Below are 22,993 nucleotides of genomic sequence, written 5' to 3' on the forward strand. Positions count from 1 at the left end.
CCACCCGCGTCAGCTCGGGTCGGCCGTCCGGAACCGCTCGCGAAGGCCCATCCAGGCCTTGCGGGCCAGATGCGGCACGAGCAGGTGCAGCGGCATGCGCAGCAGGTGCGCGCGCCAGTAGAGCCGGGTGGCGGCCCGGCGGCGGCGCGCGGCGGAGGCGTCGGCCTCCAGCCCCAGCGCGGTGCACATCCATCGGGCCGGCGCCTGCTGCTGCCACCCCGGCAGCGTCACCTCCAGCCCCCGGGACAGGTGGTGCACCAGGGCGTTCGCCGGCTGGACGGCGCACAACGGCGCCAGCGCCTGTGCCAGCACCGGCAGGAGCTTCAGCGCCGCCGCCCGCGCCAGCAGCGCCTCGGCACGGGCCTCGTCGTCGGTGCCGGGCAGCAAGCCGAGCAAGTCGTGCAGGTCCAGCAGATCCCGCCAGGCGTGGTCCAGCTCGCCGTCCAGGCACAGGTGCAGGGCACTGTGCAGGGCAAGATCGACCGGCTGAAGCCGGCGGAAACCGCTGGCGCCGATGGGCAGCGAGTCGGCAATCAGGACGTCGCCCGGGCTGTGGAAGCGCGAGCTGCGCGGCGCGATGGCATGGTGGACGTCGAGCACGGAACCGCGCTGCACATGGCGCAGCGGCGGGATCTCGTGCATCCACTGGCGGTAGTAGCGCTGGTTGTAGGCCTGGCGTTCCTCGCTGATCCAGCCATGCGCCATCAACGCGGATTCCACCGCGGCCAGCTGGCCCTCGGGCACCAGCAGGTCGATGTCCGAGAAGCTGCGCCCCCGGGACGGCGGCAGCTCGGCCAGCAGGTAGGCCGCCCCCTTGAGCAGCAGCACCGGCTGGCCCAGCGGCTGCAGGGCCTCGCGCACCGCCAGCAGCTCGTGCCGCACCTCGTGGCGATGCCGATCCAGCACCCGCAGGCTGGCTTCCAACGCGGTCCGGACCTGCGCCGGCAGCTGCGGCATCAGACCCTGCGCCTGCAGCCGCCAGGCCAGGCGCCCCAGCAGACGGCCGCCACGCGCCTGGCCGAGCAGGCGTTCCCAGTCCCGGCCCTCGAAGCCCGCGGGCAGCGTCCCCTCCAGCAGCAGGCGCAGCAAGGGCATCGTGGGGGCCGTCATCAAGCAGCCTCCGGCTCAGGCAGGCCGTCGAGCAGATCGCTCAGGCGCGGAATGGCGTCATGAAGGTCGGAGTAGCGCAGCTCGTAGCAGTCGCAGCGCTCCAGCATCGCCCCGAGCACCTCGAAGCCCTGCAGGCCGAGGACGAGGTAGTTGAAGGCGTTCTTGCCGAGCTCGATCATGGCCGGCGCCTTGGGCAGCGGCGTGAGGCGCGTCGGCTCGCCGGCGGCGTAGCGCGGGAAGATGACGAGGCGCGGGCTGGCGCTCTCCTGCATGCGCTCGACATGCGCCTGCGGCACGCGCATGTGCACCACATCGCCCTTGGTCGTGCCCCGCGTCACCGCGCCGAACACGGCCTGCGGCGCATAGCGGCGGATGACGTCCAGCGAGTTGTTCTTGAGGCTCACCGGCCGGGCGGCGGCATGGATGCGGCGGTCGGCGAGATCCACCAGACACAGCTCGTCGGTCATCAGCCGCCAGTCGCTGTGCGTCAGGGCGGCGCACAGCGTGCTCTTGCCCGATCCGGGCGGCGCAGGCATCACCAGGGCGCGACCGCCGCGCTCCAGCACGGCCGCATGCAGCATCAGGTACTGGTGGGCGCGCATGCTCACGCACCAGTTCATCGCCCATTCCATCTGGGCGAAGGCGTGGGACTGCGGCAGCGGCTCGAAGGGGCGCTCGCCATCGGAGCTGAAGCGCACCTGGCGCCGCCACCAGCGGTGCAGGCCGCGGCCATGGTCCAGCTGCAAGGGGAAGTCGGCGAAGCTCTGCGGCGGCAGGCAGGGGTAGCCGCCATAGAGCTGCCACAGGCCCTGCTCGATCTGCGCAAGCGGGCTCTGGAGGCGGTAGCGGAAGACTCCCGCCTGCAGGACGAGGTCCCCCCGGTGCAGCCGGGTGCGGAAGTCGGCCGGCGCCAGCTGCTCAAGCTTCATGCGGGGAGTGTCTCAGCAGGCCCTGCTCGACGAGAAAGCCCAGGCCCTGGACGAGGCCCGGCCAGAACTCGTCGGGCAGCGGGCGCTCCAGCAGCAAGGGCAGGCGGTGCTGCAGGTCCGTCAGTGTGGCGGGGGCCTGCTCGATCTCCATCACCGCGGCGGCGAGGAGCCCATCGAGCTGCAGCGTCTGGCCGCTGCCGTTGTCGAACAGCACCCAGTCCTCGCCCCAGCTGCGCCAGTGGAGCTCGGCCAGCGGCGGCAGGGACCAGCACCCCTCCCTTGCGGAGGCGGGCGACCAGGCCGGATCTGCCACGCTGGGGGCGATGGCTTACTTCTCCAGGTACTTCACGAAGAAGTCGTAGGCCGCCTGGTTGTTGGTCAGGTAGTAGTTGATGACGTCCGTCGAGCTGTACGGGAACGCATAGCCGGTGCGGCCCACGGCCCAGCCGGTGTTCGTCTCGTAGGCCAGCGCATTGAGATACGCATTGAGCCAGTGACGCTCCGGGGTGGAGGCGTAGGTCGGGTCGGACATCAGCTTCAGCAGCGTCAGGTTCTTGGTCGACGAGCTGGCGCGGATGAGGATGGAGCCCACCGTCACGTTGCAGCTGCAGGGCCAGGTCCGGCGGGGCACCGTCAGGCCGTTCGAGGTCGTGGTCTGGCCCCACCAGCCCGGGCTGTAGCCCCAGGCGTTGGGGTAGGTCTCGCCATGGAAGGAGTGGGCGGAAGACTGCACGCCGGAGATGGTGCAGATCACGGCCTTGCCCGTCTTGGCGCTGCTGCAGACGGCCAGCGTGACGCCACCGGCCATCGCCCGCATGGGCGCCAGGGCCGCCAGCGTGGCTGCGCCACCCGTGCCCGCGCTCTTGAGCAGCATGCGACGGCGTGCCAGCGCCTCGGCAGACAGGCTGCGGGTCGCCGTCAGGGGGTCCCGTGCTGCCTGCTGGTCGGGGGTCGAACGCTGCTTGTCCATAACGAACCTCTACAGTCCAGAGAACTCATTGAAAAAACCGGTGCGGCCCGGACGGTGTCCGGTGGCCGCCGGCAGGGCCGCTCTCGATGCGCCGGAGCGCAGCGGCATGCACGGCCAGCCTGCCAATGGCCCTGTATTTGACACTATCGCAAGCAGCCTGGATGCCCGACCCGCGCATCCAGGGGGGGCCGCCAGCGACATCGCAGGCCGCTCAAACGGGGGACGCTGACCGGCCCACGCCTGACGCCCCGGGCGCGCGGCCCCCGGGGTGGCGGGCTCGCGGGCTCCTGTATTCTTGCTGCCATGAACCGACCCAAACCCTTCTCCATGATCCGCGAGTTCCACCTGGCGGACTGGTTCACCCTGGCCAACGCCTTCTGCGGCATGGGCGCCCTGTTCTCGGTGATGACCTACCTGCAGACCCGCGAGGTCCTGCATCTGTTCTATGCCTGCGGCCTGATTCCCGCCGCCCTGGTCTTCGACATCCTGGACGGGCGCATCGCCCGCTGGCGCCAGAAAAGCTCCGCCATGGGCCGGGAGCTGGACTCGCTGGCCGACGTCATCTCCTTCGGCGTCGCGCCGGCAGCTATCGCTTATGGCTGCGGGATGCAAGGACTCTATGACCGCATCATCCTGGTCTTCTTCGTCGCCTGCGGCGTTTCCCGTCTGGCGCGCTTCAACATCACCGCCGAGAAGCTCTCCGAGGGCGGCGACAAGGTCAAGTATTTCGAGGGCACGCCCATCCCCACCTCGCTCGTCCTGGTGATCCTGCTGTGGGTGGCTGCCGCCCAGGGCGCCCTGGGGGATCAGATGTGGGGCGGCCGCCTGGAGATCGGCGGCTTCAATTTCCATCCGCTGGCCCTGCTGTTCCTGGCGTCCGGCTCGCTGATGGTCAGCCGGATCCGCATTCCCAAGATCTGACGCCGCCCGGCGCCGCGGGCGTCAGTGCACGCCGGGCTGCGGCCGCACCCGCAGCGCCCCCAGCACGCCGGCCACCAGCAGGGCGATGCCCAGCGCGGTCAGCGGCGCCGGCCACTCGGCCCGCCACAGGAAGGCGTAGGCCAGGGCGGCCAGCGTCTCGAACACGATCAGCTGGCCCACGAGAGCCGTGGGCAGACGCTGGCTGGCCTCGTTCCAGCACAGCGTGCCCGCCCAGGACGCCAGCAAGCCGATGGCGAGCATCAGCCCGGCATAGGCCAGCGGGCGCGGCCCGAGCGGGAGTTCGACCTCGATCTGCCCGCCCTGCCGGAGCAGCACCAGCGCGGCGAAGGCCATGATTGACAGCGGCAGCGTCACCAGCCCCTGGGCCGTCGCCCAGGCGCGCGGACTGCGGTCCGGGTGCGCGCGCAGCCAGTCGGCGTTGCGGATCGGGTACCAGGTCCAGCAGGCCAGGGCCCCGAGGGCCAGCAGGCCGCCCTGCACATAGGCTGCCATCCTCGCCTCGGCCGTGGCCGACGAGCGTGCCAGCGCCTGCAGCTCGACCTGGTTGACGCAGACCAGCCCCGCGGCGATGAGCAACAGCGGCAGCGCCAGCTGCGCCCAGGGCAGACGCCCGTCCCGCATGCGGTTGCGGTGGTTGGACACGAGCGCGATGAGCACCGGCAACGTGCCAATGATCATGGTCGGCAGCGGCCCGCCGGCCCGCTGGATGGCCGCGGCAAGGCACAGATAGTAGAGAAAGTTGCCGATGGCGCTCAGCCGCAGGGCCGCCCACCAGTCCGCCGCCGCCAGCTCCCGCAGCGCACGGCGGTCCATCCAGGCCAAGGGCAGCGCGATCAGCCCGAAGGCCAGGTAGCGCCCGGCCATGAGCTGGGCGGCCGGATACTCCGGCAGCATCTGCGGGGCCACGAAGACCAGGCCCCACATGAGCCCGGCCGCCAGCGCGAAAAGAACACCTGTCCACATGCCGCCATCATGCCGGCCCCACCCGCCGCGGGCTTGTACAGGATTGCTGCCGCGGCCGCCCGGCGCTCAGACGCCCCCGCGCCACAGCCCCCAGGCCAGGGCCAGCATCATCAGCCCGAGGAGCAGATCCAGGACCTGCCAGGCCCGCTGCCGCGCGAAGAGTGGGGCCAGCAGACGGGCCCCGTAGCCCAGGCCGGCGAACCACAGCAGGCTGCAGCTGACCGCGCCGAGAAAGAACAGCGGGCGCTGGGCCGGCGCCTGGGCGGTGCCGATGGCACCCACCAGCAGCACGGTGTCCAGGTAGACATGCGGATTGAGCAGTGTGAAGGCCGCCGCCTGGGCCAGCGTGCCCGCCGCCGAAGCGCCCCCGCCCCCGCCCCCGCCCGCCTCCAGCCCCGCCGGCCGGGCGACGCGCGCGAGCGCCCGCAGGCCATAGGCGAGCAGGAAGGCGATGCCCGCCCAGCGCAGCGCCTGCGTCACGCCCGGCAGCCGAGCATCCAGGGCGCCCAGCCCCCAGATGCCCACCGCCATGAGCAGGGCGTCGGCCAGCGCGCAGAACAGCACGACCAGGCCCACATGGCGCCGCAGCAGGCCCTGGCGCAGCACGAAGGCATTCTGGGCGCCAATGGCGACGATCAGGCCGGCCACGAGGACCAGACCCTGGAGATAGACGGCCATCGAAGTCATGCCGCGCAGCATGCCCGGACCGGCGCACAGCGGCCAGTTAGACTTCCTGAAGCCGCTTCAGCGCCGCTGAACGAAGGCCCGGAGCGCCGTGTCCGGCTTCGCCCGAATCCCGCCCCGCCATGCTCGACTACCCCCTCATCCATGCCCTGGCTGCCGTCGTCCGCGAGGGCAGCTTCGAGAAGGCCGGCCGCAGCCTGCATCTCAGCACGTCGGCCATTTCCCAGCGGGTGAAGCTCCTGGAGCAGCGGCTGGGGCAGGTGCTGGTGATCCGCGACAGCCCCTGCCGCGCCACGCCCGCCGGCCTGCAGCTGTGCCGCCATGCCGAGCAGGTGGCACTGCTGGAGCGCGAGTTGCTCGCCAGCCTGCCCCCCCAGGCGGCCGAGGGCGGCCTGCGCAGCCTGCGGCTCGCCGTCAACGCCGACAGCCTCAGCACCTGGTTCATGCCGGCGGCGGTGGCGCTCTCGGGCCAGCGCTGGCTGCTGGACCTCAGCCTCGAGGATCAGGACCACACGGCCGAACGCCTGCGCCAGGGCGACGTGCTGGCGGCCGTGACCGCGCTGGCCGACCCCCTGCCCGGCTGTCGCAGCGTGCCCCTCGGGTGCATGGACTACCTGGCCGTCGCGACGCCGGCCTTCGTCCATCAGCATTTCGCCGCGGGACTGCACGCCGAGGCCCTGACGCGCGCGCCCTGCCTCAGCTACGACCGGCGGGACCAGCTGCAGTCGCGCTGGGTCGCGCAGGTGCTCGCCGCGACGCCGCCCCTGCCCTGCCACTGGCTGCCCTCGAACGACGTCTACCTGGCCGCCTGCCGCAGCGGCATGGGATGGGGCATGTGCCCGCGCAGCCTCGTGCAGGCGGAGGTGGACCAGGGCGTGCTGCAGACGCTGAGCGAGGCGCCGCTGTCCGTGCCGCTGTTCTGGCAGGCCACGGCCCAGGCCTGGCCGCTGCTGGAGCCGGTGACGCAGGCCGTGCTGGACGCCGCGCGTCGCGGCCTGCGCTGAGCTCAGCGCCCGCGCACCACGCCCAGCTGGCGCTGGTAGGCCGCCGGCGTGATGCCGTAGCGGCGCTGCAGGCTGCGCGTCAGATGCGCCTGATCGGTGAAGCCGGCGGCCGCGGCCACCTGCGCCGGCGCCATCCCCTGGGCGAGCAGGCGTTTGGCCTCGAAGCTGCGCAGGGCCATCAGCGCCTGCTGCGGCGTGGCGTGCTGCTGCTCGCGAAAGCTGCGCAGGAAGTGGAAGGGGCTCAGGCCGGCGACGCCGGCGAGCTGCTCGAGCGTCAGCGCCTGGTCCAGATGTGCGCGCATGAAGTCCGTCACCCGCTCGAAGCGGCCGGCGGCCTCGGCCGTGCGGGCCTGCACGCGGGCATGCGGGCGGATGAGATCCACCAGCTGCAGCAGCAGGCAGTCCACGGCCAGCGGCTCCTCGGCGGACCACAGCGCCGCCATGCAGCGCGCGACCGCCTGCGCCTGCGCCGGGCTGCCGCTGACGGCGGCATCGAAGCGCCAGCTGCGATCCCCGCCGTAGGCCGGCAGCAGCGCCTCGTCCAGGTAGACCATGTGATAGCCCCAGCAGCCCGCGTCGGCGGACTCCCCCGTGTGCAGATCCTCGGGGTTCATCAGCATGAGGCTGGCCTGCGGCGCCAGGTGCTCGCCGCCCCGCCAGCGAAAGCGGCCCAGGCCCTGGTTGATCACGCCCAGCCCGTAGGCCTCGTGCGTGTGCGCGTCGAAGCAATGCTCCCGGATGCGCGCCCGGTAGAGCTCCACACCCGGCCGGCCGACGGGTCGGCGGTACAGGGCGTGATCCTCCTGGCCATCGAAGCGGATGAGGGTGTCGGACGGCATGACCCGGCCATCATGGCACAGCCGGCATCACCGACGCCGCTCATCGGCGGCTGACGGAGGCCAGACCCCAGTGCTTGCGCGGCACGCTCAGCACGACGGTGTCGGGCGACCCCCAGGCATCGCCCGCGAAGCGCATGTGCACCTCGCCGTCCAGGCTGTGCCAGGTGCCGTCGGCCATCGGCGTCATCGCCACCGTCGCCTCGTCACCCAGTGTGATGCGCAGGCGCAGCCCGCGGCCGTTCACCTCCAGATCGCGGCCGTCCTCCATGCGGTAGGTGCCCGAAAGCAGGCGCATGTCCGACAGCGGCACATGGGCCCGCATCGGTGACTGGGTCTGCAGCGTGACGGGCGCCAGGACGGTGGGCTCCTGCGCCAGCGCGGGGCCGGCGAGGACGATCAGCGCCAGGGCGGCGCCGGCCAGGGGGGAGCGGGTGGGCAGGTTCATGAGGGACTCCTTGAAATGCGCGACCCGGAGCGGGACGGCGCTGGCGGATGGGACAAGTCCAGTGTGGGAAATGCAGCGCCGGATGTCCTCCCCGCTCCGATCGAACACCGCTTCCGTGGGCTGAAATGCCGGGCGGACGGACGAACTGCGGCCCCTCGAAAATGCCCGGAAACCCCGATGGATAAAGGCCCTGACGCCATTCACATGCCGCGAGTCACCCCTCCCTTGCGCCCTGGTCGAACGGCATGTGAGCTCGGTCATGGCAAGACCTGACCCCACGCCGGAGCAAGCGCTTCAGCCGCCAGACTGGAGGGCCTGCGCCACGCGCTCCACGTCCTGCGGGCTGCAGCGCAGCCCCAGCTTGCTGCGCCGCCACAGCACGTCCTCGGCCGACTGCGCCCATTCCTCGCGTTGCAGGTAGCGCAGCTCGGCCTCGTGCAACCCGGGGGCGATCTCCTCGCCCAGCGTGCCCGGCCCCAGCACCCGGTCGATGCGCCCGCCGTAGGCCTGGCACAGGCGCTGCAGCAGGGGCGCTGGCAGCTGCGGGTGACGCGCGCGCACCGCCTGCATGAGGGCCAGCAGCGCCGCCGGCCCACGGCCCGCCCCCGGCGCCCAGGCGGAGACATCGGCACCCGGCAGCGGTGCGCCGGCCGTCCAGGCCCCGTGGTGCCCTCCCAGCTGGGCATCGATGCGGTCCGCCACCTCCTCGGCCAGGCGGCGGTAGGTGGTCAGCTTGCCGCCCCACACATGCAGCAGCGGCGCCCCAGCGGCCGTGTCGAGGTCCAGCGCGTAGTCCCGCGTGACCGCCGCGGCCGTGCCGGCGTCGTCATCCAGCAGCGGCCGCACGCCGGCAAAGCTCCAGCGCACATCCGCCGGCCGCAGCGCCTGGCGGAAGTAGCGTCCGGCCTGCTCGCAGAGATAGTCGACCTCGGCCCCCGAGATGCCGGGCGTGCAACCGCCGTCGATGTCGGCCGGCGCCAGCTCCACGTCGGTCGTGCCCACCAGCGTGAAGTCCTGCTGGTAGGGGATGGTGAAGACGATGCGGCCGTCCGCGCCCTGCAGGAGGTAGGCGTGGTCATGGTCGTAGAGGCGGGGCACGACGATGTGGCTGCCCTTGACCAGGCGAAGGCGGCGCGCCGCCGGCGTCTCGCCCCGCGCGCCGCGCAGCGACTGCTCGACGAAGCGGGCGGCCCAGGGCCCGGTGGCGTTGACGAGCAGGCGCGCCGTGAGCGGCCGCTCGCCCGTCGGCACCTGCAGCCGCGCGTGCCAGACGCCCTGCGTGACGCGGGCCTCCACGCAGGGGCTGCGGGTCAGGATCTGTGCGCCCCGCTCGCGCGCGTCGAGCGCATTGGCGATGACGAGGCGCGCGTCGTCCACCCAACCGTCGGAGTAGACGAAGCCGCGCTCGAACTGCGGCTGCAGCGGCGCCCCCAGCGGATGCCCGGCCAGCCGCAGCCCCGCCGAGCCGGGGAGCAGCTCGCGATGCGCCAGGTGGTCGTAGAGAAACAGGCCCAGCCGCAGCAGCCACGCCGGCCGCATCTGCGGGTGATGCGGCATGACGAAGCGCAGCGGATGGATCAGGTGCGGCGCGGCGCACAGCAGGCGCTCGCGCTCCTGCAGGGCCTTGCGGACCAACCCGAACTCGCGGTACTCGAGGTAGCGCAGGCCGCCGTGGATCAGCTTGGTGGAGGCCGAGGATGTGTGCGAGGCCAGGTCATGGCGCTCGGCCAGCAGCACGCGCCAGCCCCGCCCGGCGAGATCCCGCGCGATGCCCACGCCATTGATGCCGCCGCCCACCACCAGTACGTCAAAATCAGCCATCGCCACGCTCCTCGCGAGGCACTCTACCCTGCCGATTTCCCATGAGCTACCTCATCGCACTGGACCAGGGCACCTCCAGCTCCCGCGCCATCGTCTTCGACCGCGAAGGCCGCCAGCTGGCCAAGGCGCAGCAGGAGTTCCGCCAGATCTACCCGCAGCCCGGCTGGGTGGAGCACGATCCACAGGAGATCTGGACCAGCCAGCTCGCCACCGCGCGCGAGGCCCTGCGCCTGTCCGGCCTGCGCCCCGAGCAGATCGCCAGCGTGGGCATCACCAACCAGCGCGAGACCACCGTGCTGTGGCACCGCGCGACCGGTGCGCCGCTGCACCACGCCATCGTCTGGCAGGACCGCCGCACCGAGCCGCTGTGCCATCAGCTGCGCGAGCAGGGGCTGGCGCCGCTGGTGCGCGAGCGCACGGGGCTCGTGATCGACGCCTACTTCTCCGCGACCAAGCTGCGCTGGCTGCTGGACCACATCCCCGGCGCCCGCGAGCAGGCGCGGCGCGGCGAGCTGGCCTTCGGCACGGTGGACAGCTGGCTGATGTGGCAGCTCAGCGGCGGCCGCATCCACGCGACCGACGTCAGCAATGCCTCGCGCACGATGCTCTTCGACGTGCACCGCAACGACTGGGACGACGAGATCCTGGCGGCCCTGGACATCCCGCGCGAGGTGCTGCCCGCCGTGCACCCCAGCGCCCACGCCTTCGGCCACCTGGACCCGCAATGGCTCGGCGCAGCCCTGCCCATCGGCGGCGTGGCCGGCGACCAGCAGGCCGCGCTCTTCGGTCAGGGCTGCTTCAAGGCCGGCATGGCCAAGAACACCTACGGCACCGGCTGCTTCACGCTCATGCACCTGGGCGAGCGCTTCCAGACCTCCTCCAACGGCCTGATCACGACCAGCGCCGCGCAGACCGGTGCGCAGCCGGAGTTCGCGCTGGAGGGCAGCGTGTTCATCGGCGGCGCCGTCGTGCAATGGCTGCGCGACGGCCTGCATGCCTTCCCGAGCAGCAGCGACGTCGAGAGCCTGGCGGCGAGCGTGCCGGATGCCGGCGGCGTCCTGTTCGTGCCGGCCTTCACCGGGCTCGGCGCGCCCTACTGGCAGCCGGACGCGCGCGGCGCCATCGTCGGCCTCAGCCGCGGCAGCACCATGGCCCACATCGCCCGGGCAGCCCTCGAGTCCATTGCCTTCCAGAGCGCGGCCCTGCTGCAGGCGATGAGCCGCGACGCCGTGGCCGCCGGCGCGGCGCCCGTGAGCGAGCTGCGTGTGGATGGCGGCGCCTGCGTCAACAATCTGCTGATGCAATTCCAGGCGGACCTCCTGGGCATTCCCGTCGTCCGCCCCCGCGTCATCGAGACCACCGCCCTCGGCGCCGCCTACCTGGCCGGCCTCAGCGCCGGCCTCTACAGCGGTCTCGAGGCGCTCGGCGCCCACTGGCAGGCCGAGCGCGTCTTCCACCCCACCCTGCCCCGCGAACGCGCCCTCGAACGCATGGCCGACTGGGAACGCGCCGTCCGCCAGACCACCGCCCTCTGACCCGAAGCCACCCCCTCACGCGTGGCCACCGGCCCACGCCCCTGGTGGCGGCCGGGGATCCGGCTTCGCCGGTCCCTCGGCCGCGCCCCCTCGAGGGGGCCGGCGCAGCCGGCAGGGGGTGGACTCATACGCATGGCCGACCGGGAACGCGCCGTCCGCCAGACCACCGCCCTCTGACCCGAAGCCGCCCCCTCACGCGTGGCCACCGGCCCACGCCCCTGGTGGCGGCCGGGGATCCGGCTTCGCCGGTCCCTCGGCCGCGCCCCCTCGAGGGGGCCGGCGCAGCCGGCAGGGGGTGGACTCATCAAGCGGCCTGGGAGAGCCTCGACGCCTCCCAGGCCGTGACGGCCTGCAGATGGGCGGCCAGGGCCCGGTTGGTCGCCATGATCAGCATCGCCAGGTCCGCTCCGGCCGCCGTGAGGGCCTGCTTCTCCAGGGCGGCCGCCGTCGTGGCCAGGCCGTCCAGACCCAGGTTGGCGGCGACGCCGCGCAGGCGGTGGGCGTAGGCGCGCACCGACAGCGGTCCCGCGATCCGTGCCTCCTCCAGCGCGCTGAGATGCTGCTCGTACTGGCGCGCAAAGCTGCTCAGCAGCTTGGCCAGAAGCTCCGTCCTGCCGGCGCAGCGCAGCACCGCCGTGTCGAAGTCGGCGTCCGGCACCAGGGGCCAGGGGCTGCCGGTGTCCGAGGGCGCGCGCGCACCGGCCTTGGCGGGCAGCGGCGCCACCGGCGCGGGGCTGGCCTCCGGGGCCGTGCGGCGCGGGTACGGCGCCAGGGTGCGCAGCAGCGATTCCTGGTCGACCGGCTTGCAGATGTGGCCGCTCATGCCGGCGTCCAGGCTGCGCTGCCGCTCCTCGCTGAGCGCATGCGCCGTCAGGGCCAGCACCGGCAGCGCGGGGTCGATCTCATGCAGGCGGCGCGTGGCCTCGTAGCCGTCCATGCCGGGCATCTGCACGTCCATCAGCACGAGGTCGTAGGCGGCCACGCCCTGCGCCTGCACGCGTGCGACGGCCTGCTCGCCGCTGTCGGTCGCCATGACGTGGGCGCCCGCCCCGCTGAGCATGTCATGCAGGATCTCGCGGTTGATGTCCACGTCGTCGGTGATGAGGATGCGCAGGCCCGCCAGACTGCGCGGCGCGAGGGCCGGCGCCGCCGCGACGCCCGGCCCGGCGGCCGGCTGGGGCGGGGCCTCGAGCAGGGGCAACTCCAGTGTGAAGCACGAGCCCTTGCCCGGCGTGCTGCGCACGAGAATGTCGCCGCCCATCAGGCGCGCCAGGCGCCGGCTGATGCTCAGGCCCAGGCCGCTGCCACCGTAGAGCCGCGTCACGGAGCTGTCGGCCTGCTCGAAAGGCGTGAAGATGCTGTCGAGCTTGTCGGCGGGGATGCCGATGCCGGTGTCGTTCACCTCGAAGACCACGCAGCGCCCCCCGTGCGCGGCCCGCACATTGAGGCTGACACTGCCGTGCTCGGTGAACTTGACCGCATTGGCCAGCAGGTTCACGAGCACCTGCGTCAGGCGCAGCGCGTCCAGCACGACCCATGCCGGCAGCGCGGCAATGTCGGAGTTCAGCCGCAGCCCCTTGGCACGCGCACGCTCGCCGACCATCTCCAGCGCGTCGCTGACCACCTGCGCCAGCTCGCAGGGCCGCGATTCCAGCTCCAGCTTGCCGCTGTCGAGCTTGGCGAAGTCCAGCACGTCATTGATCACGCCCAGCAGATGCCGCCCCGCACGCACGATGCGGCGGAAGCTGTCCGCCGCGGCGCGGGGGTCCATCGCGCGCTGCTCGCCGAGCTGGGCCAGGCCGAGCACCGCATTGAGCGGCGTGCGGATTTCATGGCTCATGTTGGCCAGGAACTGGCTCTTGGCATGCACGAGGCGCTCGGCCTCGTCGCGCGCGGCGGCCAGCTCGCGATGCAGCTGCTTCATCGAGGTGATGTCGGTGCTCAGGTTGAGCACGGCATAGGGGCTGCCATGCTCGTCGCGCAGGGGCACGGAGGTCACGAGGAAGTCCTTGCGGCCGTCGGGCAGCTGCATCTGCCGCTCCTGGTCCAGGCGCAGACCGCGCTGGAGCACGAAGGCGTCGCTCTCGCGGACGTCGCTGGCCAGCTCGTCGCCGAACAGGGCCTGCACCGTCTGGCCGATCACCTCCTGGCGCGAGCGCCCGCTCGCCTGCTCGAAACCGCGGTTGACCTGCAGATACTGGCCGTCGGCATCGCGGATGCTCAGCAGCAGCGGCAGCGCCTCGAGGACCTCGTGCACCTGCTGCTGCTGCTTGGCCAGCTCCGCGGTGCGCTGGCGCACGAGGTCCTCGAGGTGCTGGCGGTGCAGCTCGAGTGACTGCTCGGCCACCACGCGGGCGGTGATGTCATGGGCGAAGGCCACCACGCAGTGCTCGCCGTTCATCTCGAAGCGGTCCAGCTTGACGTCCCACCAGATCGGACTGCCGTCCACGTGCTGCGAGCACCACTCCAGCGTCTGGGCGCCTTCGTCCAGCGTCCGGTGGATCAGGGCACGGGCGCGCGCCGGGCCGTAGTCCCCGCCGGGAAAGTTGAGGGAGGTGCGCAGCTCGTCCTGGGTCTCGACCCCGAAGCGGCGCAGGCAATGGGTGTTGGCGTAGCGCAGGGCACCGGTGGCGCCGTCGAAGATCTGCACCGACATGTGCGAGGCCTCCAGCAGCTGGCGCAGGCGCCGCTCGCTGCCGTGCAGGTCCTGCGCGCTCTGCTGCTGGGCGCGCAGGGTGTTGGCCAGCAGCTGGCGCGAGCTGTCGAGCGAGCGGGTCAGGTCCCAGTAGAGCGTCCCGTAGCGCAGCATCAGCCAGCCGGCGAGGCCGCAGCTGAAGAGCTGCACCACCAGGTAGCTCGCATGCGGCGGCGTGTTGCCGGGGTTCAGCCCCGAAATCCAGCCCAGGCCTTCCGCCCCGAAGAGCAGGCTCAGCCCGGCGAGGCCCGCCAGGGCCCCCCATTTGGCCGCCTGCGGCCCGACCATGAAGCCCAGGACGACGATCAAGGCCGTCAAGGCCCCCAGGCCCGAGGACATGATCCCGTTGCCATGCAGGGCGGCCATGGCCATCAGCGTCACCATGGTGGTGAGGGCGAAGAAGGCGGCCGCCCGGCGGACGTGACCGCGCCAGGCCAGCAGGCCGGCGGTGGCGGCCACCGCCAGCACGCCGGCACCCGTCGCCATGCGGGAGAGGCGCTGCGGCCAGGTGTAGCCGGCTTCGAGCGCCGTGGCAGCCAGCTGGAACAGCGCCGCCAGCATGACCAGCGCCAGCAACACGGCGGCGCCGCGTGCGACGCGCCGGTCCATCGCGGCCCGGAAGGCCTCGATGCCCTGCTGACGATCGGCCGCATCCAGGGCGGCCTCGACCGCCCGGACGTCCGGACCCTGCGGATGCTCCATGTCTGACGCCGCTCAGGACGCGGTGCGCTTCAGCGATCCGGGAACGGCGCAGATGGCGGGTGCCCGCCGGCCGGGACCGGACAGGGGCTTCGCGGGGAGACCCGCTGCAGGCGCGGCGTTCTGGCGCCCCGCTGCCGTGTTGACCGTTCTTCCATCTCGTCACTCCCTTGCTGGGTGGATCCCGATGTGTTTCCCTCGGTCAGGAGCACGCCGCGGTGCCGGCGCCTCCATGGCATTTCAATGTGTGATCGGGATGGCCTGATGACAGCAGGTGCTTCCACCCCGTGTGTCCAGCGTAAGCCAAGCACCGGGGCCCCGGCAAGACCGCGCCCGGGGTCGTGCGGTGAACGACGTCACGCTGTCCAGCTCTGTGCGAAGCCGCCGAGCACCAGGAGGCCCAGCGCGATGAAGATCCCCGCGGCGATGCCGTGGACGAGTCGCACGGGTATCCGGTGCGCCAGACGGTCGCCCACCAGCACGGCCGGCACATTGGCGATCATCATGCCCAGCGTCGTACCCGCCACGACGGCCAGCAGACTGTGGAACTGCGCCGCAAGTGCGACCGTGGCGATCTGGGTCTTGTCCCCCATTTCAGCGAGGAAGAACGCCACCACTGTGGTGCCGAAGACACCCAGGCGCAGGCCCTTGCCGCCTTCCTCCTCCTCGTCGATCTTGTCGGGCACCAGCGTCCACAGGCCCATGGCGACGAAGCCCAGGCCCAGCACCCAGCGCATCACGTCGGCCGGCACCTGGGCGGTGATCCAGGCCCCGAGGGCGCCGGCACCGGCATGGTTGAGCAGGGTCGCGACGAGAATGCCCGCGATGATGGGCACCGGCCGGCGGAATCGCGCGGCGAGCAAAAAGGCCAGCAGCTGGGTCTTGTCGCCGATTTCAGCGAGGGCCACCAGGCCGGTGGAGACGAGAAAAGCTTCCATGTGAGACTCCCCGGCCGCGTGTGGACACCCATGACCGCCCCTCTCCGGCCGGACACCGAGAACGAGCGGTCAAAGGTCTTGCCAGGTCACGCGGGTCGGTCGCACGGACGGCGGCGGCCTCGCGAGGGCGCCCCCGCCCGGACGGCGGGGGACGGGAACTGCCAGCGCCATGCCGGTTCCAGCGACGCCGGACCCAGGCAAGTATGTTGACGCAGGCCCGATGACCGGGAACGACGGGCGCTTGAGGCGTGGGCGCTCAGGCATCAGCGTTCAGGCATCGGCGGCTACTCCCCAATGACGGGGCGGATTGTAGACCACCCCCCGCTCGTGCCCGGGTTCCTGCCATGACGCTGGCAGCAGCCCGCACCGATGATGGCGCCATGAACTACGCCTACACCATCCTCTACGTGGCCGACGTGCCGGCCTCCCTGCGCTTCTTCGAGGCCGCCTTCGGCCTGGCGACGCGCTTCCTGCACGAGTCCAATGCCTATGGCGAGCTCGAGACGGGCGCCACCGCCCTGGCCTTCGCGCAGCTGGAGGTCGCCCGCGACAGCCTGGGCGGCGACTTCATCGAGGCCGCCCGCAGCGAGCGCCCGCTGGGCATGGAGGTCGGCCTGGCCTGCACGGACGTCGAGGCTGCCTACGCCCGCGCCCTGGCCGCCGGCGCGCAGCCGCTCAAGCCGCCCACGACCAAGCCCTGGGGGCAGGTGGTGGCCTATGTGCGGTGCCCGGACGGCTGCCTGGTCGAGCTGTGCACGCCGATGGGCGGCTGACCATGCCTGGCGCCGCGCCGGCAAGCCGGGACGGCCTGCGCGGGCTCGGGCCGCGCAGTCTCGAACATCTGGCGGCGCTGGGCATCACTACCGGGGCCGCGCTGCAGGCCCAGGAGCCGTTTGCCCTGTATGTCCGGCTCAAGGCCCGCTGGCCCAAGGCCAGTCTCAACCTGCTCTACGCGCTGATCGCCGCCCAGGAGGGCCGGGACTGGCGCGAGGTGGCCCGCGACCGCCGCACCGAGATCCTGCTGCGGCTGGATGCCATGGGCCAGGCGCCCCGGTGATCGGCAGGAGGCGACGCGATGTCAGCCGTAGCGCCGCTCCCGCAGCCACTTGGTGGCGATGTACTTGACCCCGGCCAGCACCGGCACGCCCGCATGCAGCGTGCTCGGGTCCTCCACGCCGCGCTCGTCCACATCGGCGAAGTACAGCACCGCGCCGGGCTTCGGCCGGATCTCCAGCCCGAGGCTCGGGAAGCGCGTGCCGCCGCCGTCCTCGACGTCCGAGAGGTAGATCACGCAGGTCCCCACGCGCTGCCCGCCGGTGCGCAGATGGCGCTCGCTGCCGGGATGCTCGGGGTTGAACCAGTCGAAATGCGCGCGGTACTCCCCGCCCACGCCGTAGCGCAGCACCTGCAGGCCCTCGCCGTTCTCGACGGGCCAGTCCAGCAGCTCGGCCAGCCGGGCCTCGAGGCGGGCCACCAGCGGGTGCTCGCCGCGCTGGAAGAAGCCACCGGCGCTGGTGCGATGCTCATGAGGGCGCGCCTCGCCCAGCTGCTCATCCACGACCGTCGAGCGCGTGAGGCGGGTCTCGGCCAGCGCGATCATGTCGCGGCATTCCTCGGGGTTCAGCAGGCCCTCGTAGACCAGCACCTGCGGGTGCTCCAGCTGCACACTGACGCGCAGTTCGCAGCCGTCGCTCAGGCGCAGGCGGTTGCCGCTCAGGCGGGGCCGCGGCCGGGCGCGCAAGACCTGACCCTCGCCGGCCGGCGGCCGCGCGGCCTGCGCATGCTCGGCCAGCAGCGAGGCCTGGGCGGACTGCAGGGTCGTGTTCGCCGCGGCCTCGGCCGGTGCGCCGTGCACCTCCCGAAGCACGCGCTCCGACAGCGCCCGCGGCAGGCCGCCCTGCACCATCATCGGCAGCATGGACTCGGCCGAGCAGCCGCGCGCCACGTTCTCCCGCACCCACGCCCGCCACTCGGGGCTCAACTGCTCCAGGCTCATGCCGTGCTCCAGGTTGTCGCTTGCCGCCGCATTCTGGCCTATCGCCGACAATGCCCGGATGCGCCGCGCCGACCGCCTGTTCCAGATCGTCCAGCTGATTCGTGGACGCCGTCTTTCCACCGCCGAGTACCTCGCCCAGCGGCTGGAGGTCTCGCCCCGCACCATCTACCGCGACGTCGCGGCCCTGCAGCAGCAGGGCGTGCCCATCGACGGCGAGGCCGGGGTGGGCTACCGCATGCGGGCGGGCTTTGACCTGCCGCCGCTGATGTTCAGCAAGGAAGAAGCCCAGGCCCTGGTCGCGGCCCTGCGCATGGCGCAGCCGCAGATGGACAGCGCGCTGGCCCGGCACGGCGAGGAAGCCATCTACAAGATCCTGGCGGTGCTGCCCGGCACGGCGCGTGCCGCCGCGGAAAGCCTCGCGCTGTGGGCGCCGCTGGGCGGCCTGGACGAGGCCACGCGCGGGCGGCTCCAGCAGCTGCGCCTGGCCACCGAGCAGCGCCAGAAGCTGCGCGTCGTCTACCTGGACCTCGGCGGCACTGCCAGCGAGCGTGTGCTTCGACCGCTGGGCTGCTTCTTCTGGGGGCCGGTCTGGACCTTCGCGGCCTGGTGCGAACTGCGCGAGGGCTTCCGCAATTTCCGGGTCGACCGCATCCAGCAGCTGGAGGTGCTCGAGGAGCGCTTCCGGGACGAGCCGGGCAAGACGCTGGCGGACATGCAGCGGGCCGAGGGCTGGCCCTGAGCCGGCAGCGGGCGGACGGCCGCAGCCGCGGTCGCCTCAGCGGCCGAAGCTGCCCTGCGGGGCCAGCCAGCGCAGCGGGTTGAAGCGCAGGCGGCTGCTCGGCGCCTCCACCCAGCGGTGGAACGGCAGGGCCGCCAGATTCGCGAAGCCCCAGGCCGACAGCACGAGTGCGGCCGTCAGCAGCAGCGGCTGCTCGGTCTGGTGGTCATACCAGGCGTTGAGCAGCACCAGCACGGGGAAGTGCACGAGGAACAGCGAGTAGGAATGCGTCCCCAGGTGGGCGACGACATCCGCCAGGCGCTGCCACACACGGCCGGCCAGCGGACCGACGCGCCACTGCCACAGGCCCAGCAGCAGGGCCGTGACCAGGGCGAGGACGAGGCGCTCGCGGAAGTCCAGCCACAGCGCCAGGCCGGTCAGCCACAGCAGCAGCAGCAGGCCCAGGCGCGGCCAGCGGCTCAGCGAGAACCAGTGCACCAGAGCGCCAAGGCCATAGGCGCCGAAGAAGTACAGGCCGAAGCTGTCCAGGTCGGGCTGGCGGTTGAAGGCCAGCAGCGACAGGCCGCACAGCCCCAGCACCAGCACCGGCCCGAGCACCATGCGCCAGGCCCGGGGCAGGACACGGCTGCGGCGGGCCGCCCAGAGCAGGCCCAGCATCAGGGCGTACAGCTGCAGGTCGATCGCCACGTACCAGGCCCCGACCGTGATGGACTCATGCCCCAGCAGGCCGTGCGTCAGGGTGGCGTGGCTCAGCAGCGTCGCGAGGCTCAGCTGCTGCGGCAGGAATTCCGGCAGCCAGGGCTGCACCAGCCACGCGCAGGCGAGCGTCAGACCGACCGCGGCCATGAAGGGCACGGCCAGGCGCAGGTAGCGCCGCCACAGGGACTCCAGCGGCGCCGCCTTCAGCAGGCCGCCCTGCGGTGACAGCGCCCGCGCGCTCAGGTAGCCGCCCACCACCAGGAACACCTGCACCGCCATGCGGCCGTAGTGGAAGAGCCAGCCGCCCATCACGGGCCAGGCCTTGTGCAAGGCCTCGGCCAGCGGGCCGTAGACCGAGAGATGGTGCAGCACGATGAGCTGGGCCGCGAGGGCTTTCAGCGCATCGATGTGCAGCAGTCGGGTCTTGGCAGCGGACATGGGTACAGCGGGCCGACGGTGGGAGCCGCCAGCGTGTTGATCGTCGTTGATGAAGGCGCCCGCCGACAAAGACGGGCACGACACCCGGTCTTTGGTCCGGGCAGGCATCGCCTGCCGATGGGGCAGGCCGCATGCCAGGGCGACGTCCGGTCCAGGAGGGGCCGCGCCCAAAGGGGCGGGCCGCCAGGGCAGCGAAGCGCCAGATTTTAGTCGGAGCGCCCGCGAAATGCATGTCCCCCGAGGCTTCCGCTGGTGAGCATCGGTGAATGGCCGTGACAAGCAGCAGCCCAGGCGACGTGCCTCCCCCCCCTTCCCCACCTCCTCGCCGGCACCCTGGCCGCCCCGAGGGCGGGCGGCCTGGCACGCCCTCGCAACGCCCGCAGGGCGCCAGGCAAAGACCGCCCGAAAAAGGGCGGCGCGGGCCCGCCGTCATTGAGTTCTCGCCCGGACCTGCCGATAGCCCTCATGAGCATCGACCGGCTTGGCCAGGCGAGCACCAGGGTCCGGCTGCCCCTTCACCCCCGCTCGCCCAAGGAGCTTCACATGCAGATCATCGGAATGACCGGCAGCCTGGCCGCACGGATCACCCATGCCGTGCGTGGCGCCGGCGGCCCGCCCTCGAAGGCCGGACGACCGGGCGGGGACGGCGGCCGCCGGGGCCCCCACGGCGGCCCGGCCGGCGGCCCCATGGCGCAGGCCGTGATGCAGACGCTCAGCCAGCTGGGCCTGCTGCCCTCGGCCACCTACAGCGAGGATGCGAGCCCCGACGCCAGCACCGCCACGCCCGCATCCCGCGCCTCGGCGGACCGCAGCGCGGACAGCCCCGGCGCCCTGCGCGAGGATCTGCATGCCCTGGTGCACGCCCTGTTCCAGGCCCTGCGGGGCAACAGCAACGGCAGCAGCAACGGGAACGGCAGCGACAGCAGCCAGCACGTCGGGCCGCCGCCGGATCTCCGGAGCGCCCTGCGTGCGCTTGCCACGCAGGCGGCCAACGGCCAGGCACCTGCTCCCCTGCAGCAGGCCTTCGACAAGCTGGGCCGGGACCTCCAGGCTGGCAGCCCGGGCAGCGGTGCGCCCTCGCTGCAGACCTTCCTGCAGGCGCTGCAGCAGCAGGTGGGCCCCGGCCGAGCGCCGCAGATGGCGTCCACGGGCCAATCGCTGCAGGTCCAGGCCTGAGGCCTTCAGACGGTTCAACCGCTCCGGGCGTTCAGGGCGTTCAGGGCGACGGGATCGCCGCCGCCGCCAGCGCCTCGGCCGCGGGGCTGAGGCGCTCGTAGTGCAGCAGGTCCTGCCATTGGCCGTTCAGTTCCACGCTGAGCCGGCTGCGGCCCCAGGCGCGGAAGCCGTTCTTCTCCAGCACGCGGGCCGACGCGGGATTGCCCGGCCGCACCACGGCCTCGAGCCGCCACAGCTGCAGCTCCCCGAAGGCGATGGGCAGCAGCAAGCCCACGGCGGCCGTCGCCCAGCCGCGCCCCTGGGCCTGCGCCGCGAGCCGATAGCCCAGCTCCGCGCGGCCATGGTGCTCGCGCTGCACGCGGTGCAGGTTGATCCGGCCGACCAGACGGCTGCCCGCGGGGCCGTGCGCGCGGATCAGGAAGGCATGGGCGCGGTCGGCAGCGGCGGCGTCGATCGCCTCGCTCAGGTGCGCCGCCACGCCCTCGCGGCTATAGAAGGCCGCCGGGCGGGGATGCACCCAGGTCTCGAAATGGGAGCGCTCGCGGCGCTCGAAGTCCAGCAGCTCGTCGAGATCCGAGGCTTGCGGGCGATGAAGTCGAAGCGTGTCCATGGCGCCGGAGCCTAGCAGGACCGGACCGACGCACGGGGCGCCGGGGCGCCGCCGAGGGCTGGCAAGAGGCGCCAGTCGCCCGGATGGCGTCGCGGCAGGCGGCGTCGTCAGCGCATGCTGTAGCCGCGCCCGTCCATGCAGGCCTCCACCGCCCGGTTGAAGACGCTGGCGTCATTCAGCGCGGCCGGCTGGCTGGCGGCCCAGCGGTTGCATTCCTGGCGGTCGGCCTCCGTCTGTTGCGCGCCCTGGCCGTTGCGGGGGTAGATGATCGGCTCCGGCCGCGAGGGCGGCGGCGGCGGCGCGGGCACGGCTTCCGGGGCCTCGGCGGGCGGGTTCACGACCACGTAGCCGCCCGGCGCGCTCTGGTAGTAGACGCCATTGGCATAGAAGTACGGCGCGCCGCCGATGCGCAGCGTCACGTAGGCCGAGGGCAGCAGCGGCACGAGGATCCCGACGGGCGGCACCACCACGCGCAGGCGCGGGCCGTAGCCGTGGTACCAGACTCCGCCGTGGAAGTAGTAGGGATCCGCATGGTGGCGCACCACGACGGCCCCCGGCGGCGCATGCGCCACCACATAGCCCGGCGCGGGGTAGTAGTGGTCATGGTGGTAGCGGCTGTCGAAGCGCAGGCCGATGCCGACATCGACATGCGTGCCAGCCTCGGCCGGCGCCACCACCAGGCAGGCCGCGCCGACCAGGGCGGCGGCCAGCGGCAGGGCAAGAGAGGAACGGTTCATGGGCGGCTCGCAAAGGCAGGATCGTGCAATGGGCACATCCTGCGGCCGCTGCCTGAAGGGCTTATTGCGCCGACGTAAAGCTGGATTGCGCCAGACGCAGACGGCTGGTGAGCCCGTCGTGGATGGCGTCCAGCAGCGCGGCGCGCTTGCGCGCCTCCGAGCGCTTCTTCGAGGGGATCTGCTCGTAGTCCAGCTGCTGCAGCGCCAGCGGGGCCAGCTCGAAGTAGCCGTCGGCGCCGCGCTGCGCGCCCAGCTCCTGCCAGCTCTGGTCGTAGTCCGCCCGGATGCGCCAGCGACGCCACAGATTGATGGCGATGCGCTCCTTGTTGCACACGAGCCGCACGGTGTCGCAGCCCAGGACCGCGGCCATCTGCCGGGCCGCCGTCACCAGCAGCGTGGCAGGGCGGCAGGCATGGAATTCCTTCGTGGCCAGCCGGACGTGCTCGCGCGCGGCCTCGCCGCATTCGCCCTGCAGACGCCCGACCAGCATCTGCATCGTCCCGCCCCGGCGCTGCAGGACGAAGTTCAGCCCGAACAGCGACACCCCGTCGAGCCGCAGCCGCAGGCACAGCTCGCCCTCGCGATGGCCGTCATGGACGGCATTGAGCTCCAGCGTGAAGGGCGTGCCGGACTTGCCTTCGCCCGTGTGCAGCGTCTGTGGCGCCTGGGCGGCCGCGGAGGCCAGGGGCAGCAGGCCGAGGGCGCCCAGTGTGTCGTAGTGGTTGATCAGGACCTCGACCCGGTCCGGGCAGCGCAGGCTGCTGCGCAGGTAGGGGCGGAAGGCCTTGGTCAGCAGCTTGGGGCTGCAGGCCTGAGAGAGCAGCGGCTCGGCATGGACATACTGCAGCCAGCGCCGCGCCGCGACGGGATACAGCCATGCGCCCAGCCGCAGCTTCAGGCGGTCCTTGCGGCACAGCCCCGGGTGCGCCAGGGCGACCTTCAGCGAATTCATCATTCCTCACCTCATCCCTCTGCTAGTCGGGCCCGCTACAGTTGGTCTGCGCCGCTGTTCACAGGCCCCGTG

At 72.2% G+C, this 22,993-nt stretch carries 23 protein-coding genes and 1 riboswitch; of the genes, 7 read left to right on the top strand and 16 right to left on the bottom strand.

Annotated features, from left to right (window positions below):
* Positions 1-9: 9 nt before the first annotated feature.
* The 4 genes from QRD43_RS00975 to QRD43_RS00990 are packed head-to-tail and all read right to left on the bottom strand — an operon-like array spanning position 10 to position 3,009.
* Positions 10-1,110 (bottom strand): nucleotidyltransferase domain-containing protein, encoded by a 1,101-nt coding sequence (locus tag QRD43_RS00975; RefSeq protein ID WP_285980598.1) that lies wholly within the window; start codon positions 1,108-1,110, stop codon positions 10-12.
* The gene (locus tag QRD43_RS00980; protein ID WP_285980599.1) at positions 1,110-2,039 is read right to left on the bottom strand and encodes an HprK-related kinase A; all 930 of its coding nucleotides are present in this window, start codon (positions 2,037-2,039) and stop codon (positions 1,110-1,112) included. The genes QRD43_RS00975 and QRD43_RS00980 overlap by 1 nt, the downstream gene beginning before the upstream one ends.
* Positions 2,029-2,352, bottom strand: coding sequence for a hypothetical protein (locus tag QRD43_RS00985; RefSeq protein ID WP_285980600.1), 324 nt, complete (start codon positions 2,350-2,352; stop codon positions 2,029-2,031). The genes QRD43_RS00980 and QRD43_RS00985 overlap by 11 nt, the downstream gene beginning before the upstream one ends.
* 15 nt (positions 2,353-2,367) lie before the next feature.
* Positions 2,368-3,009: a hypothetical protein gene (locus QRD43_RS00990; RefSeq protein WP_285980601.1), complete on the bottom strand. Its 642-nt coding sequence runs from the start codon at positions 3,007-3,009 to the stop codon at positions 2,368-2,370.
* A gap of 303 nt (positions 3,010-3,312) precedes the next feature.
* On the opposite strand from QRD43_RS00990, the gene pssA reads away from it, so the two are divergent.
* Positions 3,313-3,930, top strand: coding sequence for a CDP-diacylglycerol--serine O-phosphatidyltransferase (gene pssA / locus QRD43_RS00995; RefSeq protein ID WP_285980602.1), 618 nt, complete (start codon positions 3,313-3,315; stop codon positions 3,928-3,930).
* Positions 3,931-3,951: 21 nt separating this feature from the next.
* Here the strand turns inward: pssA and QRD43_RS01000 are convergent, their stop codons facing one another.
* Positions 3,952-4,914 (bottom strand): DMT family transporter, encoded by a 963-nt coding sequence (locus QRD43_RS01000; protein ID WP_285980603.1) that lies wholly within the window; start codon positions 4,912-4,914, stop codon positions 3,952-3,954.
* 66 nt (positions 4,915-4,980) lie between these two features.
* Positions 4,981-5,601: a LysE/ArgO family amino acid transporter gene (locus QRD43_RS01005; protein WP_285980604.1), complete on the bottom strand. Its 621-nt coding sequence runs from the start codon at positions 5,599-5,601 to the stop codon at positions 4,981-4,983.
* Positions 5,602-5,720: 119 nt separating this feature from the next.
* On the opposite strand from QRD43_RS01005, the gene QRD43_RS01010 reads away from it, so the two are divergent.
* Positions 5,721-6,602, top strand: a complete 882-nt coding sequence (locus QRD43_RS01010) for a LysR family transcriptional regulator ArgP (RefSeq protein ID WP_285980605.1) — start codon at positions 5,721-5,723, stop codon at positions 6,600-6,602.
* A gap of 2 nt (positions 6,603-6,604) precedes the next feature.
* Here the strand turns inward: QRD43_RS01010 and QRD43_RS01015 are convergent, their stop codons facing one another.
* From QRD43_RS01015 to glpD, 3 genes are all read right to left on the bottom strand, one after another.
* Positions 6,605-7,441 (bottom strand): AraC family transcriptional regulator, encoded by an 837-nt coding sequence (locus QRD43_RS01015; protein ID WP_285980606.1) that lies wholly within the window; start codon positions 7,439-7,441, stop codon positions 6,605-6,607.
* Between the two features lie 40 nt (positions 7,442-7,481).
* Positions 7,482-7,886 carry a hypothetical protein gene (locus tag QRD43_RS01020; RefSeq protein ID WP_285980607.1) on the bottom strand — a complete coding sequence of 135 codons (405 nt, stop codon included), beginning with the start codon at positions 7,884-7,886 and terminating at the stop codon, positions 7,482-7,484.
* A gap of 294 nt (positions 7,887-8,180) precedes the next feature.
* A complete protein-coding gene (gene glpD, locus QRD43_RS01025) occupies positions 8,181-9,707 on the bottom strand; it encodes a glycerol-3-phosphate dehydrogenase (protein ID WP_285980608.1) in 1,527 nt (508 codons plus the stop codon).
* A gap of 41 nt (positions 9,708-9,748) precedes the next feature.
* Here glpD and glpK point away from each other — a divergent pair, with 41 nt between their 5' ends.
* The gene (gene glpK, locus QRD43_RS01030; RefSeq protein WP_285980609.1) at positions 9,749-11,242 is read left to right on the top strand and encodes a glycerol kinase GlpK; all 1,494 of its coding nucleotides are present in this window, start codon (positions 9,749-9,751) and stop codon (positions 11,240-11,242) included.
* Between the two features lie 304 nt (positions 11,243-11,546).
* On the opposite strand, the gene QRD43_RS01035 is transcribed toward glpK, so the two are convergent.
* Both QRD43_RS01035 and QRD43_RS01040 read right to left on the bottom strand, forming a co-directional pair.
* Positions 11,547-14,639 (bottom strand): ATP-binding protein, encoded by a 3,093-nt coding sequence (locus tag QRD43_RS01035; RefSeq protein WP_285980610.1) that lies wholly within the window; start codon positions 14,637-14,639, stop codon positions 11,547-11,549.
* A 353-nt stretch (positions 14,640-14,992) separates the two neighbouring features.
* Positions 14,993-15,574 (bottom strand): TMEM165/GDT1 family protein, encoded by a 582-nt coding sequence (locus QRD43_RS01040; RefSeq protein WP_285980611.1) that lies wholly within the window; start codon positions 15,572-15,574, stop codon positions 14,993-14,995.
* Between the two features lie 151 nt (positions 15,575-15,725).
* Positions 15,726-15,879, bottom strand: a riboswitch (yybP-ykoY riboswitch).
* Between the two features lie 75 nt (positions 15,880-15,954).
* On the opposite strand from QRD43_RS01040, the gene QRD43_RS01045 reads away from it, so the two are divergent.
* Entirely contained in the window at positions 15,955-16,347 is a 393-nt protein-coding gene (locus QRD43_RS01045; RefSeq protein ID WP_285980612.1) for a VOC family protein, read from the top strand.
* Between the two features lie 2 nt (positions 16,348-16,349).
* Entirely contained in the window at positions 16,350-16,631 is a 282-nt protein-coding gene (locus QRD43_RS01050; RefSeq protein WP_285980613.1) for a TfoX/Sxy family DNA transformation protein, read from the top strand.
* A gap of 21 nt (positions 16,632-16,652) precedes the next feature.
* Here the strand turns inward: QRD43_RS01050 and QRD43_RS01055 are convergent, their stop codons facing one another.
* The gene (locus QRD43_RS01055) at positions 16,653-17,570 is read right to left on the bottom strand and encodes a 2OG-Fe(II) oxygenase (protein WP_285980614.1); all 918 of its coding nucleotides are present in this window, start codon (positions 17,568-17,570) and stop codon (positions 16,653-16,655) included.
* Positions 17,571-17,628: 58 nt separating this feature from the next.
* Here QRD43_RS01055 and QRD43_RS01060 point away from each other — a divergent pair, with 58 nt between their 5' ends.
* Positions 17,629-18,309, top strand: coding sequence for a helix-turn-helix transcriptional regulator (locus tag QRD43_RS01060; RefSeq protein ID WP_285980615.1), 681 nt, complete (start codon positions 17,629-17,631; stop codon positions 18,307-18,309).
* Between the two features lie 36 nt (positions 18,310-18,345).
* Here QRD43_RS01060 and QRD43_RS01065 read toward each other — a convergent pair whose 3' ends face one another.
* Complete coding sequence (locus tag QRD43_RS01065) at positions 18,346-19,446, bottom strand: acyltransferase family protein (RefSeq protein WP_285980616.1); 1,101 nt, start codon at positions 19,444-19,446, stop codon at positions 18,346-18,348.
* A 543-nt stretch (positions 19,447-19,989) separates the two neighbouring features.
* Here QRD43_RS01065 and QRD43_RS01070 point away from each other — a divergent pair.
* Complete coding sequence (locus QRD43_RS01070) at positions 19,990-20,622, top strand: hypothetical protein (RefSeq protein ID WP_285980617.1); 633 nt, start codon at positions 19,990-19,992, stop codon at positions 20,620-20,622.
* 40 nt (positions 20,623-20,662) lie between these two features.
* On the opposite strand, the gene QRD43_RS01075 is transcribed toward QRD43_RS01070, so the two are convergent.
* The 3 genes from QRD43_RS01075 to QRD43_RS01085 all read right to left on the bottom strand — a co-directional run bounded on the left by QRD43_RS01075 (position 20,663) and on the right by QRD43_RS01085 (position 22,924).
* Positions 20,663-21,232: a GNAT family N-acetyltransferase gene (locus QRD43_RS01075; RefSeq protein ID WP_285980618.1), complete on the bottom strand. Its 570-nt coding sequence runs from the start codon at positions 21,230-21,232 to the stop codon at positions 20,663-20,665.
* A 107-nt stretch (positions 21,233-21,339) separates the two neighbouring features.
* Positions 21,340-21,969 (bottom strand): DUF6515 family protein, encoded by a 630-nt coding sequence (locus QRD43_RS01080; RefSeq protein ID WP_285980619.1) that lies wholly within the window; start codon positions 21,967-21,969, stop codon positions 21,340-21,342.
* 61 nt (positions 21,970-22,030) lie between these two features.
* Positions 22,031-22,924 (bottom strand): VirK/YbjX family protein, encoded by an 894-nt coding sequence (locus QRD43_RS01085; protein WP_285980620.1) that lies wholly within the window; start codon positions 22,922-22,924, stop codon positions 22,031-22,033.
* Between the last annotated feature and the right edge of the window lie 69 nt (positions 22,925-22,993).

The sequence above is a fragment of the Roseateles subflavus genome, from assembly GCF_030285365.1.
Classification (GTDB): Bacteria; Pseudomonadota; Gammaproteobacteria; order Burkholderiales; family Burkholderiaceae_C; genus Roseateles_B; species Roseateles_B subflavus.